Consider the following 15,940-nt stretch of genomic DNA (forward strand, 5'->3'; position numbering starts at 1 on the left):
ACTCAGGCGGGGTCGGCCCGGGTACCGGGCGCCGGGCGGACGGCCTCCCCCACCGGCCCGCGCAGCTCCCGCTTCAGAAGCTTGCCCGTGGCGTTGCGCGGAAGCGGGTCGTCCCGCAGGAGCACGTGCGCCGGGACCTTGAACGCCGCGAGCGACTTGGCGACGTGCGCCCTGACCGCGTCGGCGTCCAGCTCCGACCCGGGCCGCACCTGTACGACCGCGGCGACCTCCTCGCCGAGCACGGGGTGCGGCACACCGAGCACCGCCGCGTCGAGGACGTCCGGATGGTCGTGCAGGACGGCCTCCACCTCCACGCAGTACACGTTCTCGCCGCCCCGGATCACCATGTCCTTGATCCGGTCGACCACGCTGACCCGCCCGTCCCGCAACGTCGCCAGATCCCCCGTCCTGAACCAGCCGCCCGGCGCGAACGCCGCGGCCGTCGCCGCCTCGTCGCGCCAGTATCCGCGGATCACCGACTGCCCGCGCAGCCACAGCTCCCCCACCTCGCCGTCGGCGACGGCCTCGCCGCCGGGTCCGGCGACCCGCACCTCCACGGCGGGCGCGGGCCTGCCCACGCTCTCCGGGTGGGCCCGGTACTCCGCACCGAAGTTGGCGGTGACCCCGCCGAGCGTCTCCGTGAGCCCGTATCCGTTACGGGGCTCCACGCGCTCCCCGAACCGGGCGGTGAGACGGGCCACCAGGTCGGGCGGCGCGGCGGCGCCCCCGGTGTTGAACATGGTGAGCGTCGGCATCTCGTCGCCCGCGGCCTCGGCGGCTTCGAGCAGTTGCAGCGCCGTCGCGGGCACACCGCCGTAGTTGGTGATCCCGTGCTCCCGGATCGCCTGGAGCGCCTTGGCCGCGTCCCACTTGCGCAGCAGGACGAGCGTGCCGCCCGCCGCCATCGCCGCGTAGAACCCGGTGAACGCGGCGACATGGAAGAAGGGGAAGGTGAGCAGGGCGACGGGCGCGGGCCCCTGGCCGGGAATCTGCCCACGCCGCAGGGCCGAAAGGGCGGCGAAATAGCGGGGGTTGGCGATGGCGCCGACATGCGCGCGGTGGGTGGCGACAGCGCCCTTGGGCCGCCCCGTGGTCCCGGAGGTGTAGATGATGGTGGCGTCGTCGTCGGGCTGTACGTCGACGTCGGGCGGCCCGAGCGCCGGATCGGCGGCGGGCAGGTCCTCGTACCGCTCGACGCGGTCGCCGCGGAGGTCGCCGTCGTGATGGCAGACCAGGGTCCAGGGCCGCCCCTCCCCCTTCCTCCCGTCCAGCCAGGACTGGACGCGCTCCAGCCGCTCGCCGTCGACGAGGAGCACGCCCGGCTCACAGTCGTCGAGGGCGTACGTGAACTCGCCGGCGGTCCACCAGGCATTCAGCGGAACGGCGACCAGACCCGCCAACTGGGCGGCCCAGAAGGCGATCTGCCACTCGGGGTGGTTGCGCATGGCGACCACGGCGCGGTCGCCTGGCCGCAGCCCGTACACGTCCACGAACCGGCGGGCGAGCGCGGACGCCTCGGCGAAGAACTTCCCGTAGGTGAGCCGCCCGCTCCCGGCGATCAGGAACGGCGTGTCCCCGTAGACCCAGGTCGTCTCGACGAACTCGCGCAGGGTCCGCGGCCCGTCGGCGTACTCGGGCCCACCGTTCTCGCCGCGTACGACGGCGAAGGGCGCACCGGGCGAGGTGAGCAGGTCGACAGCGGGGTCGGCGGGTTGCGGCTCCATGGACAAGGCCCCTTTCCAACTGGCCGGACACGGTCTGCAGGCGTTCACGATCCACAGGCGTTACGGACGCTACGTCGCCGGTGCCGCGCGCCACAGGGGGGATCCCGAGATTTCCCCGAGACCTCCTGCATCGACCACCTCGACACGCCCCGGAACCCTCCTCGCCCCGGACCGCGAAACACGAGCGAGCCCCGGCGATCGCATCCGCTACCCTGTCAGTGGTCGCACGCCTTCGTAGCTCAGGGGATAGAGCACCGCTCTCCTAAAGCGGGTGTCGCAGGTTCGAATCCTGCCGGGGGCACCAGCCAAAAGGCCACCTACCGATCTTGGTAGGTGGCCTTTGACATCTACGTCTGACATCAACGGGGGCGGTCACTGACGACCGGGACGCCTCCTGAGCAGCCGGTCCATGTGACTCATGGCCTCGCGCTGGGTGTCCTGGACGACGTGCGTATAGACGTCCATGGTGATGCTGATCTGTGAATGCCCGAGGATCTCCATCACGACGCGGGGTGCGACTCCGGCCGCCGTAAGAAGGGTGGCGGTGCCGTGGCGGGCGTCGTGGAGACGGATGACCCGGATGCCGGCCGACTGGGCGACGCGCGTGAACGAGCGGTACACGTTGCGCGGCTCGACCGGGCGGCCAGTGCGAGTGGTGAAGACGTAGTCCGACCCGGTCGCCCAGGTCTCCCCCGCCTTGGCGCGAGCAGCTGCTTGCCGCATCCGATGCCAGCGCAGCGGCGCGATGCAGAGGCCCGGCAGCGGGACGACGCGACGACGACGGCTCTTGGGATCGTCGTCGTACAGGACGCCACGACGGCGCTGCGTCTGCTGGCGCACGTAGAGGACGCGGTTGTCGAGGTCGAGGTCCGACCAGCGAAGGCCGACGATCTCTCCCCGGCGGAGACCCATCCCGATGGCAAGGACGAAGGCCGCGTAGAGCGGGTCTTTCCGCGACGCGGCGAGGAAGTCGAGCGTCTCGTCCAGCGTCCAGGGGTGCAGCTCGCGTGCGTCGGCGCGGGGCGGTTCGACGAGCTTGGCGACGTTGCGCGTGATCAGCTCCTCATTGCACGCAGAGGAGAGCGCCGAGCGCAGCACACGGTGCGACTCTTTGGCCGTCGCAGCAGTGGTCTGGTTCTCCAGTCGGACGAGGAATCGGCGCACATCGGCGACGCCCAGGGATTCGAGCCGCTTCGCACCGAGCATCGGCGACAGGTAGATCCGCACGTGTGCCTCGTACTTGTCGTACGTACTGAGCTTCCGCCGGGGCTTGATGACGTTGTCCAGCCAGTACGGCAGCCACTCGGAGAGCCGGGCGGAGCGAGTGGGCACGGGCACGCCCTGGTCGACCTTGTCGAGGAGCTCCCGGCGCTTGGTGTCGCACTCGGTCCAAGACTTGCCGTAGGCGAACTTCCGGGCACGGGTCCCGTCCGGCTGGAGGACGTACACGGCGCACTGGTAGCGGCCGTCCTTGCGCTTGGTGATCGTGCCCGCGCCGTTCGGATTGCGCTTGCGCTGTCCGGCCATCAGGCAGCCTCCTCGATCTGACCGAGGACGAAATCCTGCACGGCGACGGCGGGGATCCGTCGAGCGCCGTCAATCTTGATCGAGACCAGGCGGCGGGAGCGGATCAGGTCGTAGACCTTGGAACGTCCGAGCTTGAGCCGCGTCATGACCTCGGGCACGGTCAGCAGCTCTGCGGTGGCGGTGGTCATGCTGCGGCTCCTTCCATGATGAGTTGGTCTTTCAGGGCTTCGCGGGCGGTGTCGCGGTTGAGTTGGAGGCCGCGGGCGATGGTGGCGGCGAGGGCGGATTCGCCGGGGGTGTGGCCGTGGCCGGCGTATTGCCAGTCGGCCAGGACCAGGACGGTGTCCGGCTCGAAGTCGGGTGTGCCGAGGGCTTCGCGTTCTTGGGCGGCGCGGAAGTCGGCGCGGGCCTGGCGGAGTTCGCCGAGGGTGGTCGAGTAGCGGCGGGACTTCGAGGAGAAGTGGCCGCGGAAGCCGAGCATGTGAGCCCAGGCCCAGAGGCGACGGTCCGGGTAGAGCGGGTCGAGGTGCTTGCAGGCCTCGATCAGGCGGCGGGTGTGGTCGGGGACCTGGTGGCGGTCGAGTTCGGAGAGTTCGCCGATGCGGCGGTCGAGGGTGCCGGTGTTCTCGGCGGCCTTGGTGGCGTACTTGGCGACGTAGGAGGCGACGGCCTGTTCGGTGATGTTGGAGCCGTCTCCGAAGGCCTTGACGGGGCGTACGTCGAGTTGGGTGCCCCAGCGGAAGGTTCGGGCCAGTTGGTCGGCGGCGGCCGGGACGGACACCGATGTGTAGCTGTGCGAGGCAGCTGCGTGGATCGCGTCGGTGACGAGCGTGACCGTGGCCCAGGACGGCGGCGCTGTTACTTCATCAAGGCCCGCGCACGGCGCGGGCGCGCGCCGCCTCTGCGGCGCGGCCTGCCTCCTGTCTTCGCCCCGGCTGGCCGCGCCCGGCGGCGCGCTGCGTGCATGCGGGCAAGGGCGGGATGTCCTCCGCGAGTCAAAGACGATGCCTCCGGCGGGGGATCGGCCGGCAGCGGGTGGGAGGGGGCGCTGTTTCCGGCCGCGGGCACATCGTGGCGAGGGTTGTGGGCTTCCATCCCGTCCACCATCGACCCAGGCAAAGCCGAGCAGACGCGGCCCAGGGGCGTCAAGGTCGTTCGTACAGTGGTGCGCTCCACCTTGACGCCCCTGAACCACGCCCGCTCCACGGCGTGTGGGTCGACGGCGGACGGGATGGAAGCTAGGGAGTGTGGTGGCAAGGAAGGGGGCACGTGCGGCTGCTCAATGGCCAGCGCCACCCTATGATCCGTACCTCACACTATTGGGATCACTAAGGCGAGGGCATGCAAGCGCTGACGCTGAGCTATGTGCCGGAGAGCGACGACATCGCGGAAATGGCCGCCAGGTCCCCCACGCGGCGCCGCGCACGTAAGAGAGCTCTGGCGAACTCAGGCGTAAGCCTCGTGCTAACGGTGATCTTGGGCGCGCCCGGGACAATCCCCGTCGATCTGCCGGACACCTCGGTCATCACGTTGTTCTGTGCGGCGATGTTCGTTGGCTACAGCTACCGCGTATTCATCCTCTCCTCCCGCTGGGGCCTCCGTCGCAGCGCACGCAAGGTCTGGAACCGTTCTCCTGGCCTTCAGCGACATTACGAGGAGGTGATAACCGAGGAAGCGCTGACCGTGAGGACAGAAGGCGTTACGCACACTTACGCCTGGTCGAGGTTCAGTGAGCTGGTGGAGTACGACCGCCAGTTCGTCCTGATGGACCGCTCAGGCAAACCCTCTGTCGCGATACCCAAGCGTGGGCTATCGGACCCGTCACTCGTTCCAGTGTGCCGCCGCGTCCTCAGCAACTGCCTCGCCACTGCCGTGGATCAGCCCCCGGCCGACCGGCGGCAGAAGCCATCGACCGACTGACCAGCAGGACAGACATCAGGGACCGCCCGCCCGTAGTTCGTATCGAGCGGCCCAAGGCGCGGTCCCCGGACCGTGCCACTCTCGTGCCAGAACGGACAGGGATTCACGGGGACCCGGGGTTCGCAGCGGTGAGTTCGACCCGCCCTGCCCAGGGTAGGGAATCCACTGGTCACACACGTGATCGCCCAACCTCGCTCCTAAAGAGGTTGTCCAGCACCCTCACCGGCTCCACACCCGCTGGAAATCTCCGGCTGAGATGGCCTCCAGCGGATCCTCTTCAGGGTCGATCGCTTGGTCTGTCAGAAAGCCGTGCTCGTCCTCGAGGTGCTCCCAGCTGTACCGGTGGAGTTGGCCGGCCGAAGTCAGCTCGGCTTGCTTGAGGACGATCCACTCGCCACGGTCGGGGACCGCCTCGATGTACCAGCGGCCACCCTCCTCGTCCTCGTGGCAGAAGTAGCGCCGTAGGGCGGCGCACTCGTCGAGTGCTCGGTAGTACGCCACGATCTCCGCGATGCGCTCCAGGTCAGCCACGGAACCATCGTGCCAGCGTGCGACACACGGTTGCGCCGTTCTGACATCTACGAGTGACATCAACGGCGCCGGACGCCAGCACTCCTAGGCGGTGCAGCATGAACGGCGTGGCTGGGTGGTCACCCGGCAGGGCCGAGCAGTGATCGAACTCCTAAAGCGGGTGTCGCAGGTTCGAATCCTGCCGGGGGCACCGACAGAAGGGCCGGTTCGGAGGGTTGATCCTCTCGGACCGGCCCTTCGCCTTGATCGCGGCCGTGCCGCACACGTCCGACGACCTCGCCATGAGTCCGCGTCACCTTCTCCGTGCACGCGGCGAGCAGGATGAACAGGACGACCAGAGCGAGCAGGCGGTACCGCGGGGCGATCGCGTCCGCGAGGGGATGTTCGACGCGCCGGTGGTTCGAGGGGACGTGATCACCCGCGTCGAAGCAACTCCCGGCCAAAGTCGCTCCACCGGCCGTGCGGCCGGAGCGAAGCAGCCCCGGGAGTCCCGCGACGGCGTGTTGCCATAACCCAGGGAGTCGCACTCATATAGTGTCATTCAGGCTGAATACACCTCTCAGAACTCGACAAAAAGAAGATGCCATCCTATTGACTCCATATTGAATTGGCGGAATTCAATGGCACGCGGAGAGAGTCGCGATCCGGACTCGAAAAATAAGCGCCACCTACCCGAAATCCACTCGGTTCTGCGGGCCACGGCGACCGCCGCGGCGGCTGGAACTCTGGTCATCTGGTGGCCCGCTTTCACGTTCGGCGCGTACAACGCCATCTTCTTCGACAATGTACTGGCCTTGTGGGCGGTGGCCACGGCCGTGCTGCTCTCAGGCCTGGTGCTGCACAGAAGAGTGACCGTGCCGTGGCGCAACTGGATCGCCTTGCTCATCCCTTCCGCCTGGATCGTTCTGGGCATGACCGCACCCCGAAGCAGAGGTTTCCATTACCTCCATTACATCGAGGTCGCAATTACCATTCTGGGCGCGCCTTACCTGACCTGGCTGCTGTCGAAAATCCTCATGTCCGACTACGATGAACTTCCTGCGGCGGAGCGCTACGGGGCTGTCGGCATCACGGTGGCCATCGGGATCATCGCTTTCCTTCTCGGCAAGTTCAACGATCTTTTTCTTACCTGCGCGGACTTCGACGTGAGCGGCAATAACAATCCCCCCGGCTGCGCCCCGGGGCCACCTTTCCATCTGCGCTGAATGCTCTTGCGGCAGGTGACTCGGCAGGCGGTGCCGTTCACCGAGAACCGCAGACGTCGGCAGTACGTGAACCCCGCGTCCGGCGGCTACGAAACACCGCGAGACGCCCCTGCGCCACCGGCCGTCAGTGGCTCCTCAGTGGCACACCCGTGGTGCACCACTGGTGCAGAAAACCCGGACGCGACCGGACCCACCCGCCAGACTCACCGATATGGACGAGACGGTGCTGACGGAAGACGGGGTCCGGCTCTGGGCGGTCCGCAGTGGTGCGGGCGCACCCGTGGTGTTCTGCCATGGCGGGCCAGGGTTGTGGGACACCCTCGGGGAGGTGGCCGCGCTGTTGTCGGACGGGGTCACGGCCCACCGCTGGGATCAGCGCGGATGTGGCCGGTCGGAACGACGTGGGCCCTATGCGGTTCCGCGTTCCGTAGCCGACCTCGATGCCGTCCGCCGGCATTTCGGACTGGCGCGGATGGCGCTGCTGGGGCACTCGTGGGGCGCCCAACTGGCCTTGCAGTACGCGCTGGAGCATCCAGGCCGCGTGAGCAAGCTGGTCTATGTGTCCGGCACCGGAATCGATCAGGACTCCACCTGGCACGCGGCGTACAAGCAGAACCAGCGCGCCAGTCTCGGTGCCCACCTGGGTCGTTGGGAAGCGTTGAAGGGCCGGGGAGAGCGTTCCGACGCGGAGGACCGTGAGTACTCGGTGCTCCAGTGGTCGGCGGACTTCAGTGAACGGGAACGTGCGATCGAGCACGCCGAGCGCATGGCCACGCCCTGGCTCGGCGTGAACTTCGCGTGCAACGCCGCCATCAACGCCGAGACCAGGCGCACTTGGGGCACGGCGGCTCTGCGCGCGGCATGCGAGGGGCTCGACGTCCCGGTGCTGATCGTGGACGGGGCGGAGGACATCCGGCCGCGCCGGGCCGTGGACTCGCTGGAGCAGGCCCTGCCTCGGGTGTCGCGGAAGGTGCTGCGGGGCGCCGGGCATCTTCCGTGGGTCGAGGCACCGGACGGCTTCCGGACCGCGGTCGGCGGCTTCCTCGCCGACCGGCTGTAGCGGTCAGGCCCATGTGGCCCGATTCTGCCCATCTCTACGCCGGTCCTCGAGGCGCGCCGCTCGCCGTCGGCCCGTGAAACGGCTCATGGCCGAGCAGGCGGGCCCGCCCGAGAGGGGATCGGCAGAATTCGGCCATCGCCGCGGCCCGACGAGCGGCGCTTCCCACGTGCGAGGACCGCGTCTTCGCGCACAACGAGGCCTCGCTCGCCTCTCGGCGGCGGCTCGGGTTCGCCGGGGAGGGGCGGCTTCGCGATCACGATCTCGTTCTGCTGCTGGGGATGCCGGGGCGGGAGTTCGTTCGCCCCCAGTCATCCGCGGTGAGGCGGTTGCCTTCGCTTCACGCGGTCAGGACGTCCTCGTAGCGCGCGTGGGCGACCACCGCGCGTAGCGCTTCGTCGACGCTCTCCAGGCCCGAGGAGATCTCGTCCGTGCTGAAGATCCGGCCGGGTCGGACCCGCGCGTAGGCGCTCCAGGTTCCCGTGCGGGACGAGATGACGTAGCCGACCGGATAGCCGCCGGGAAGGCCGTCGTCGACGCAGACGTACACCACCTCGGCGGCGTCGCTCCGCTCCACGCTGAGGAAGAGCCCGCGTCCTTTCAGCATGCGCTCCACAGGGCTGCTCGCTGCTTGCATGTTCCGCTCCTTCCGCAGGGGCGGCGGCCGCTCCCCCGTCACGGCCGCCGCCGGTCCAGCGCGCCGCGGTCACCGGTGAACTTCCGGGTTCCGCAGGGCACTTGCCAACCATCGCGGCACACGCTGCAATGCCAATGAAATTCTGATGATGCGCGGATCGGGCGCTCGGTGGGCGTGGAGCGGAGGCTGCGGGTGGGCGACGGCTCTCGTCGGGCGGTTCGGCTCGCGGTGCTCGGGCCGGTGCGTGCCTGGCGGGGCGGTACGCCGCTGCCGCTCGGCCCGGTCCGGCGGCAGGCCGTCCTGGCGGCGCTGGCCCTGCGGCCCGGATTCCTCGTCAGCCACGAGCAGTTGCTCGACGGTGTCTGGGGCGTCAGTCCCCCGAACTCCGGTCGCAAGGTACTGCCCAGTTACGTCTACGCGCTACGCCAGGCCCTCGACGCCGAGAGCGCCGGCCCCGCGCGGTCTTTGATCCGCGGGGAGCCGGGCGGTTACCGCCTCCTCGAGGGCGAGGTCCGGCTCGACGCCGCGGACCTCGGCGAACACGTCGACGCCGCCCGGCGCGCGCAGGCGTCCGGCGATGCGGACACCGCCGTGGAACACCTCTCGGCCGCACTCACCCTGTTCGACGGTGAACCGCTGGCCGGGCTGCCCGGACCGTTCGCCGACATGGAGCGGCAGCGGTTCCTGGAGCGGCTGCGCACCGTGCGGAGGGAACGCCTCGAGTGCCTCGTCCTGCTCGGCAGATTCGCCGAGGCCCTCGACGGTCTCGCCGCCCTGTCGGGGTCCGTCCCGTACGACGAGTCGCTCGCGGCGCTGCGCATGCGCGCCCTGTACGGCAGCGAACGGCCCGTGGACGCGCTCGGCGTCTACCGCGACATGTGCGCGCTCCTGCGCGACGAACTCGGGGTCGAGCCCGGTGAGGAACTCCGCCGCGTGCACGAGGCGGTGCTGCGCCGGGACGACGCGCGCCTCCTCGGGGCGGCCCCCGAACGCTCCGGATCCTCGGGCGCCTCCGGAGGACCCGGAAACCCCGCCGCGGGCGGGCCGCCGAGGATCCGCCCCCGCCGCGCCGTCAACGAACTGCCCGGCGACGCCGGCCGCCTGGTCGGGCGGGACGCCGAGCTGGCGCAGCTGACCGCACCTTCCGCACCCGGATCGGTGTCGGTCGTGACGGTGGACGGTACGGCCGGCGTCGGCAAGACCGCCCTCGTCGTCCGCGCGGCCCGCGAGCTCAGCGACCGGCACCCGGACGGCTGCCTGTACGTGGACCTGCGCGCGCACAGCACGCGCAGGCGCCAGTCGCCGGAACAGGCGCTCCAGCGGCTGCTGCGTTCGCTCGGCGCGGCCACCGGTGAGCTGCCCGGCGACCTCGACGAGCTCACCGCCGTCTGGCGTGCCGCGACCAGCCCGCTGCGGCTGCTCCTCGTCCTCGACGACGCCCTGGACGCCGACCAGATACGGCCGCTGCTGCCCGCCGGGGCCGGGAGCCGCGTGCTGGTGGCGGGCCGGCGGCGCCTCGCCGGACTCGACGCCGACCGGCGCGTCGCCCTGGCGCCCCTGGCGAGCGACGCCTCGGTGTCGCTGCTGACGCACATCATCGGGCAGGAGCGCGCGGCCCGGGAGCCCCGGGCGGCGCAGCGCCTCGCGGAGCTGTGCGACGGGCTGCCGCTCGCCCTGCGCATCGCCGGATCACGGCTGCAGAACCGGGACACGTGGACGGTGGAGCACCTGGTGGACCGCATGGCGGGCGACGACCACCGGCTCGGTGAGCTGAGCGTCGGTGACCGCAGCGTGGAGGCGGCCTTCCGCCTGTCGTACGACCAGCTCGCCGCGGAGCAGCAGCGCGGGTTCCGCGCCCTCGGCCTCGCTCCGACGGTCGAGTTCGACGTCCGGGCGTCGGCGGCGCTGCTCGACCGGCCCGCCGTCGACACCGAGCGGATCCTGGAGAGCCTGGTCGACACGAGCCTGGTGCAGGAGCCGCGTCCGGGCCGCTACCGGCTGCACGACCTGGTCCGCGTGCACGCCCGGCGCCTCGCGGACGCCCTGCCCGACGAGGCCGGGGCCGCGCGCAGGGCCGCACTGGGCCTCTTCCTGGACGCGGCCCGCACCGCCAGCGACTGGGGTCCCGCCGCTTTCCCCACCGGACCCCCGCTCACCGCATCGCACTTCCCGGACTGGCAGGAAGCGGAGGCCTGGCTGGACGCGGCCGGCGGAGAGCTCGTCGACGTCGTCGGTCACGCCGCGGCCCTCGGTGAGGCCGACCACGCCTGCTGGATCGCCGAGGCGCTGTGCGACTACTTCATGCGCCGGGGCCGCTACCACGAGTCCCAGACCGCTCTGGAGATCGCGCTCGCGCACGAGGGCGAGGCCACCGACCGGCGGATGGCCGCCGCAGTGCGGAACTGCCTGATGTACACCGCCGGGCATCAGCGCAACTTCGAAGTCGCCCTCACCTACGCGACCGAGGCCCTGGACCTCGGCCGGCGGCTCTGCGCACCGGGCGAGGAGGCGCGGGCCCTCGCCGGTCTGGGTACGGTCCACCTGCGTCGCGGCGACGGCGACGGGGCGCTGCCCCATCTCCTGGCGGCGGTGGACCTGTCCCGGCAGTTGCGCAACGACTGGCTCACGTGGATCACGCTCCTCTTCCTGGGTCTCGCACACCAGTTGGAGGGACGGGACACAAAGGCCCTGGCCTGCTTCGACGACGCCTGCACCCACGCCGAGAAGGCCGCCAGACCGCACATGCTCGGCAGGGCCCTGAGCTGCGCCGCCGACGCCCACCTCCACTTCGGCCACTACGGCGAGGCCAAGCGGCTGCTGCGCCGGGCGATCGACCAGGTGCTGCACACCGGGGACGCCTTCCTCTGCGCCCGCAGCCTGACCCGGCTCGGCACGGCCGAGGAGGCCGAGGGAGACCCGCAGACGGCCATCGCCGTGCACCACCAGGCCCTTCTCCTCCAGCGCCGTCTGATGTCCCCGCTCACCGAACCCAACTACGACTGGCTGGAGATGGACATCCGCAGCCGGCTCGGCAGCGCCTACGCGGCGGCGGGTCGCCCGCGGGAGGCGAGCCGGGAGTTCCGGGCCGTACTCGACCTGCCCGGGGCCCGCACGCAGTCCGGCGGCGGCCGCGGCCGGCGGTGACCCGTCCGCACGCCGAGCCCGCGATCCCACGTTCCTACGCGGCCTCCCCCACCGCCGGCCGGATGTTCTGGTTGGCGTGGAACAGGTTGTCCGGGTCGTACTTGCGCTTGACCTCCGCCAGACGGTCGTAGTTGTGGCGGTACGTCGCCCGGACGCGGTCCTGGTGCTCGTCCTCGCCGATGTAGTTCACGTAGGCGCCGCCCATCGAGTACGGGTGCAGGTCGTGCCAGTACTCCCTCGCCCACTGCCTGACCACATCCGCGTTCGCCGGGTCCGGGTCGATCCCCGCGATGACGCCCGACCAGACCGCTTCCCGGTAGCCCCAGGCCGTCGCGTCCTCGGAGACCCGGGCCGCGGCCGCGTTCACCGGGTAGAGGTGCATCGTCGACAGCGCGGTGGGGAGGTTCTCGGCGAACTTGACGTGTACGTCGATCGCCTCGTCCGGGATGCGGTCGAAGAAGTCGCCGCGCCAGTACCACTGCAGGCCCTTGGGGAGCACCTCGTCGAACATGGTCTGCAGCGCCGGGTACGGCATCGGTGCCGTGAACCGGAAGGCGGGCGGGCCCGCTTCCTCCACCGCCGCGATCGCCTCGTCCGTGCGGGCCAGGTCTCCCGTCCAGCACCACACCACCCCGCACATCTTCTTGCCGTGGATCTCCTCGGGGAAGGGCGGTCCCGGCGGCACGGCCAGCACGGCGAAGAAGCCGTTCAGGTCCTCGGGTGCCTGCGGCAGGAACTCCCGGTACCACTCCAGGACTTCACGCGTCTTCTCGACCGGCCACAGCGTCAGCGCGACGCCCACCGTGTGCACCGGATGCAGCTGGAACTCGAACGCGGTGACGATGCCGAAGTTGCCGCCACCGCCCCTCAACGCCCAGAACAGGTCGGAGTGTTCGGTCTCGCTCGCCGTGACGAAGCTGCCGTCCGCGAGGACCATGTCCACGCTGAGGAGGCTGTCGATCGTGAGGCCGTACTTGCGCGTCAGATGGCCGTGGCCGCCGCCGAGGGTCAGGCCGCCGATGCCGGTCGTCGACATGATTCCGGCGGGTATCGCCAGGCCGAACGCGTGCGCCGCGTGGTCCAGGTCGCGCAGTTGGCTGCCGCCGCCCACCCACGCCGTCTTCCGCGCGGGGTCCACGCGCACCCAGCGCATCGGTGACAGGTCGATCGTGACCGCGTCGTCGACGAGGCACAGGCCGCCGCCGCTGTGGCCACCGCCGCGGACGGCGAGTTCCAGTCCGTGGTCGCGGACGAAGTCGACCGCCGTCATGACGTCCGCCGCGTCCGAGCAGCGCACCATCGCGGTCGGCTGCCGGTCGATCATCCCGTTGTAGATCTTGCGCGCCTCGTCGTACTCCGGGTCTCCCTGCGCAATGACCGGGCCACGCAACTCGGTTCGCATCAGGCCGACGACGTCCGTGGTGGTCGGGTCCGTGGCCGTGGTGCCGGTGTCGGTCTCGTTCATGGCGCTCTCCTCGACGGGACACATCGCTGGGCGGACCGCTGTCCCCCCGTCCCGTCTTCCCGCCTCGCGGCGGGCGTCGGTGAGCGGTTCGTGCGCCGGCGCGCGGGCACCCCCGTCAGCCACCGACACACGTCATCGAGCGCCGGCTGACTCTTCAAGGATCCGCCCGCCCGGCAGGCCCCGCAATCGCGGAGCACCATGAAGACATGGACGGAGCGGACCACGTCATGCACGGACCCGACGGTCTCGGCGGCGTCAGTCGCCCGGGCCGGCTCGCCGCCCCCGGCGAAGGCATCACCCCCGATGAACTCGCACTCGCCGCGCGTAATCACGGCCTGCCCCTCGAAGCCCTCCGCTACGACGTCACCCCGCCCGGCCTGCACTACGTCCTCGTCCACTACGACATCCCGGACACGAGCGCCGACGACTGGCGGCTCACGGTCGACGGCCTGGTCAGGACGCCGCTGACCCTGGACCTGCCGGCCCTGCGGTCCCTGCCCACCGTCACCCGCCGCGTCACGCTGGAGTGCGCGGGCAACGGGCGCGCCCTGCTCACGCCCCGGCCGGTCAGCCAGCCCTGGCTGGTCGAGGCGGTCGGCACCGCGGACTGGACCGGCGTGCCGCTGCGCGTGCTCCTCGACGAGGCCGGGGTGGAGGACGGCGCCGTCGAGGCCGTCTTCACCGGTGCCGACCACGGGGTCGAGCGCGGCGTCGAGCAGGACTACCGGCGCAGCCTGCCCGTCGCGGTGGCCGCGGGGGACGTCCTCGTCGCGTACGAGATGAACGGCGCGCCCCTGCCCCCGCAGCACGGCCACCCGCTGCGGCTCGTCGTCCCCGGCTGGTACGGCATGGCGCAGGTGAAGTGGCTGCGCCGGATCACGCTCGTCGACGCGCCCTTCGACGGGTTCCAGCAGGCCGTCGCGTACCGCCTCCGCTGGGACGCCGAGGATCCCGGCGAGCCTGTCACCAGGATCCTTCCGCGCGCCCTGATGATCCCGCCCGGGTTCCCCGACTTCATGTCGCGGGCCCGCGTCGTCCGCCCCGGGCCCGTACTGCTCGAAGGCCGGGCCTGGTCCGGGCACGGCCCCGTGTCCAAGGTCGACGTGACCACGGACGACGGCGCCACGTGGACCGACGCCACGCTGGACCCGGCGGACGACGACCGGGTGGAAGGGGCCCCGCAGGACGGGCGCGTGGCGGCCTGGCGCCACTGGCACGCCGCGTGGACCGCCGTGCCAGGCACCCACGTCCTCGGCGCCCGCGCCACCGACGCCACCGGCCGCACCCAGCCGCTCACCCAGCCGTGGAACCGCGGCGGCTTCGCCAACAACCTCGTCCAGCGCATCCCCGTCCACTGTCTCTGACGGCCGGCCCCCTCACGCCGGCACCCGCACCGCCGGGGCCGTCACGGACGGGGCCGGATCCAAGGAACCCGGCGCTTCATCAGGAACCACTCCGCCGTCGTCTCCGGGCGCTCGCCCGTGTCGTGGGGGGCCGACGGGTCGTGGTGGACCCGGTCGGGCGGCACGCGGTGCAGCATGGCCAGCTGGGTCTCCACCGTGTCGACCATGGCCGGGGGCCCGCTGACGTACACGTGCGGCCACTTTGCGGGCGCGTGGCGCAGGCTCTGCGCGGTGGCGTAACGCGTCAGTTCCCGCAGGAGCGTCGCGTCCGCGCCGGGCCCGTCGCCCGCGGGCAACGCGCCGACCAGGCGCAGCCACGGGTGCGCGCCGCCGAGGAGTTCCAGGACTCCGTGGTCGTACACGTCGCCCTCCGTGCGGGCGCCGATGAGCAGCGTGGCGGTCGCGGAGCCGCGGCGGACCGCGAACTCCTCGATCAGCGCCTTGATCTGCGCCCAGCCCGTCCCCCCGGCGACGAAGAGCAGTTCCCCCTCCGGGGCCTTCGGGAGCGTCGTCGTGCCCAGCGGCGGGCCGAGGCGCACGGTGCCGCCCGGGGTGACCTCGTCGACCAGGGCACTGCTCAGGAGGCCGCCCTCGACACGGCGTATGTGGAAGTCGAGGGTGCCGTCGGGGCGCGGGGCGTTCGCGATCGAGTACGGGCGCCAGACCTGCGGTGCCTCGGGGGCCGTCAGGGTCGCGTACTGGCCCGCGACGAAGGGATACGGCCGGTCCGGGCGCACGGTGAGGACGGCGATGTCCGCGGCGCGGCGTTCGTGGCGGAGCACCTCCGCGTTCCACCAGGCCGGTTCCGACTCCGGCGCGGACTCCGCCCCGGCGATCATGATCTTGGAGATGAGTTCGTACGCGGCGCGCCAGGCGGCCTCCGTCCTGGGCGTCCAGGCGCTGCCCGAGAAGAACTTCAGGGCGGCTATCAGGCTGCGCCCGACGGCCGGGTAGTGCTCGGGGCGGGCCCCGAACTTGCGGTGGTCGAAGCCGAGCGTGCGCAGGTGGTCGACGAGCGCGCCGGTGTCCTCCAGGTTGAGGATCGCCGTGGTCAGCGCGGCGAGGAGGCGGTCGCGCTGCTCCTCCATCCGCTCCGGGAACATGGCCCGCAGGCCGGGGTTGTGCTTGAACAGATGGGCGTAGAAGTACGTGGTCAGCGCGTCGGCCCGGCGTTCCGCAACCGCGAGACTGGAGCGGATCAGGGCCGGGTTCAGGGCGGCGTACGGTCTGGTGCCGGTACTCGTGGTCACTGCCCGGGGCCTCCATTCCACGATCAGGCCGGAGGCCTACGCACGGGCGCCATCCGGACGCCGCGCCCCTATCCTGA

13 protein-coding genes and 1 tRNA gene are annotated in these 15,940 nt (G+C 71.0%); 6 read left to right on the top strand and 8 right to left on the bottom strand.

Annotation, left to right across the window (positions count from 1 at the left end; genetic code table 11):
- Positions 1 to 2: 2 nt before the first annotated feature.
- Positions 3 to 1,724 carry a class I adenylate-forming enzyme family protein gene (locus tag ACFC96_RS07105; RefSeq protein WP_376610704.1) on the bottom strand — a complete coding sequence of 574 codons (1,722 nt, stop codon included), beginning with the start codon at positions 1,722 to 1,724 and terminating at the stop codon, positions 3 to 5.
- 228 nt (positions 1,725 to 1,952) lie between these two features.
- Between ACFC96_RS07105 and ACFC96_RS07110 the strand changes: the two genes are divergently transcribed.
- Positions 1,953 to 2,028, top strand: a tRNA-Arg gene (locus ACFC96_RS07110).
- Between the two features lie 68 nt (positions 2,029 to 2,096).
- Here the strand turns inward: ACFC96_RS07110 and ACFC96_RS07115 are convergent.
- The 3 genes from ACFC96_RS07115 to ACFC96_RS07125 are packed head-to-tail and all read right to left on the bottom strand — an operon-like array spanning position 2,097 to position 4,446.
- Positions 2,097 to 3,251: a tyrosine-type recombinase/integrase gene (locus ACFC96_RS07115; RefSeq protein WP_376610706.1), complete on the bottom strand. Its 1,155-nt coding sequence runs from the start codon at positions 3,249 to 3,251 to the stop codon at positions 2,097 to 2,099.
- On the bottom strand, positions 3,251 to 3,439 hold the full coding sequence (locus ACFC96_RS07120) for a helix-turn-helix domain-containing protein (RefSeq protein WP_376610708.1): 189 nt from the start codon (positions 3,437 to 3,439) through the stop codon (positions 3,251 to 3,253). The genes ACFC96_RS07115 and ACFC96_RS07120 overlap by 1 nt, the downstream gene beginning before the upstream one ends.
- A complete protein-coding gene (locus ACFC96_RS07125; RefSeq protein WP_376610710.1) occupies positions 3,436 to 4,446 on the bottom strand; it encodes a replication initiator in 1,011 nt (336 codons plus the stop codon). Before ACFC96_RS07125 ends, ACFC96_RS07120 begins: the two co-directional genes overlap by 4 nt.
- Before the next feature lie 146 nt (positions 4,447 to 4,592).
- On the opposite strand from ACFC96_RS07125, the gene ACFC96_RS07130 reads away from it, so the two are divergent.
- Positions 4,593 to 5,171: a YcxB family protein gene (locus ACFC96_RS07130; protein ID WP_376610712.1), complete on the top strand. Its 579-nt coding sequence runs from the start codon at positions 4,593 to 4,595 to the stop codon at positions 5,169 to 5,171.
- Positions 5,172 to 5,390: 219 nt separating this feature from the next.
- On the opposite strand, the gene ACFC96_RS07135 is transcribed toward ACFC96_RS07130, so the two are convergent.
- Positions 5,391 to 5,702, bottom strand: a complete 312-nt coding sequence (locus ACFC96_RS07135) for a hypothetical protein (protein ID WP_376610713.1) — start codon at positions 5,700 to 5,702, stop codon at positions 5,391 to 5,393.
- Between the two features lie 620 nt (positions 5,703 to 6,322).
- Between ACFC96_RS07135 and ACFC96_RS07140 the strand changes: the two genes are divergently transcribed.
- Positions 6,323 to 6,907 (top strand): hypothetical protein, encoded by a 585-nt coding sequence (locus ACFC96_RS07140; protein ID WP_376610715.1) that lies wholly within the window; start codon positions 6,323 to 6,325, stop codon positions 6,905 to 6,907.
- Positions 6,908 to 7,118: 211 nt separating this feature from the next.
- Entirely contained in the window at positions 7,119 to 7,967 is an 849-nt protein-coding gene (locus tag ACFC96_RS07145; RefSeq protein ID WP_376610717.1) for an alpha/beta fold hydrolase, read from the top strand.
- A gap of 337 nt (positions 7,968 to 8,304) precedes the next feature.
- Here the strand turns inward: ACFC96_RS07145 and ACFC96_RS07150 are convergent, their stop codons facing one another.
- On the bottom strand, positions 8,305 to 8,601 hold the full coding sequence (locus tag ACFC96_RS07150; RefSeq protein WP_376610719.1) for a hypothetical protein: 297 nt from the start codon (positions 8,599 to 8,601) through the stop codon (positions 8,305 to 8,307).
- A gap of 240 nt (positions 8,602 to 8,841) precedes the next feature.
- On the opposite strand from ACFC96_RS07150, the gene ACFC96_RS07155 reads away from it, so the two are divergent.
- Positions 8,842 to 11,745 carry a BTAD domain-containing putative transcriptional regulator gene (locus ACFC96_RS07155; RefSeq protein ID WP_376610721.1) on the top strand — a complete coding sequence of 968 codons (2,904 nt, stop codon included), beginning with the start codon at positions 8,842 to 8,844 and terminating at the stop codon, positions 11,743 to 11,745.
- Positions 11,746 to 11,779: 34 nt separating this feature from the next.
- On the opposite strand, the gene ACFC96_RS07160 is transcribed toward ACFC96_RS07155, so the two are convergent.
- On the bottom strand, positions 11,780 to 13,147 hold the full coding sequence (locus tag ACFC96_RS07160; RefSeq protein WP_376610956.1) for an FAD-binding oxidoreductase: 1,368 nt from the start codon (positions 13,145 to 13,147) through the stop codon (positions 11,780 to 11,782).
- Between the two features lie 269 nt (positions 13,148 to 13,416).
- Here ACFC96_RS07160 and ACFC96_RS07165 point away from each other — a divergent pair, with 269 nt between their 5' ends.
- The gene (locus ACFC96_RS07165; RefSeq protein WP_376610723.1) at positions 13,417 to 14,574 is read left to right on the top strand and encodes a sulfite oxidase; all 1,158 of its coding nucleotides are present in this window, start codon (positions 13,417 to 13,419) and stop codon (positions 14,572 to 14,574) included.
- 41 nt (positions 14,575 to 14,615) lie between these two features.
- Here the strand turns inward: ACFC96_RS07165 and ACFC96_RS07170 are convergent, their stop codons facing one another.
- Positions 14,616 to 15,863 (bottom strand): globin domain-containing protein, encoded by a 1,248-nt coding sequence (locus ACFC96_RS07170; RefSeq protein ID WP_376260306.1) that lies wholly within the window; start codon positions 15,861 to 15,863, stop codon positions 14,616 to 14,618.
- Between the last annotated feature and the right edge of the window lie 77 nt (positions 15,864 to 15,940).

Origin of the sequence: Streptomyces sp. NPDC055955, assembly GCF_042270245.1 — a bacterium.
Lineage (GTDB): Bacteria > Actinomycetota > Actinomycetes > Streptomycetales > Streptomycetaceae > Streptomyces.

Coding starts and splice junctions, on each gene's coding strand:
- ACFC96_RS07120 (WP_376610708.1), bottom strand. CDS start 3,439: ATGACCACCGCCACCGCAGAGCTGCTGACCGTGCCCGAGGTCATGACG.
- ACFC96_RS07115 (WP_376610706.1), bottom strand. CDS start 3,251: ATGGCCGGACAGCGCAAGCGCAATCCGAACGGCGCGGGCACGATCACC.
- ACFC96_RS07140 (WP_376610715.1), top strand. CDS start 6,323: ATGGCACGCGGAGAGAGTCGCGATCCGGACTCGAAAAATAAGCGCCAC.
- ACFC96_RS07105 (WP_376610704.1), bottom strand. CDS start 1,724: ATGGAGCCGCAACCCGCCGACCCCGCTGTCGACCTGCTCACCTCGCCC.
- ACFC96_RS07165 (WP_376610723.1), top strand. CDS start 13,417: ATGGACGGAGCGGACCACGTCATGCACGGACCCGACGGTCTCGGCGGC.
- ACFC96_RS07160 (WP_376610956.1), bottom strand. CDS start 13,147: ATGCGAACCGAGTTGCGTGGCCCGGTCATTGCGCAGGGAGACCCGGAG.
- ACFC96_RS07150 (WP_376610719.1), bottom strand. CDS start 8,601: ATGCAAGCAGCGAGCAGCCCTGTGGAGCGCATGCTGAAAGGACGCGGG.
- ACFC96_RS07145 (WP_376610717.1), top strand. CDS start 7,119: ATGGACGAGACGGTGCTGACGGAAGACGGGGTCCGGCTCTGGGCGGTC.
- ACFC96_RS07130 (WP_376610712.1), top strand. CDS start 4,593: ATGCAAGCGCTGACGCTGAGCTATGTGCCGGAGAGCGACGACATCGCG.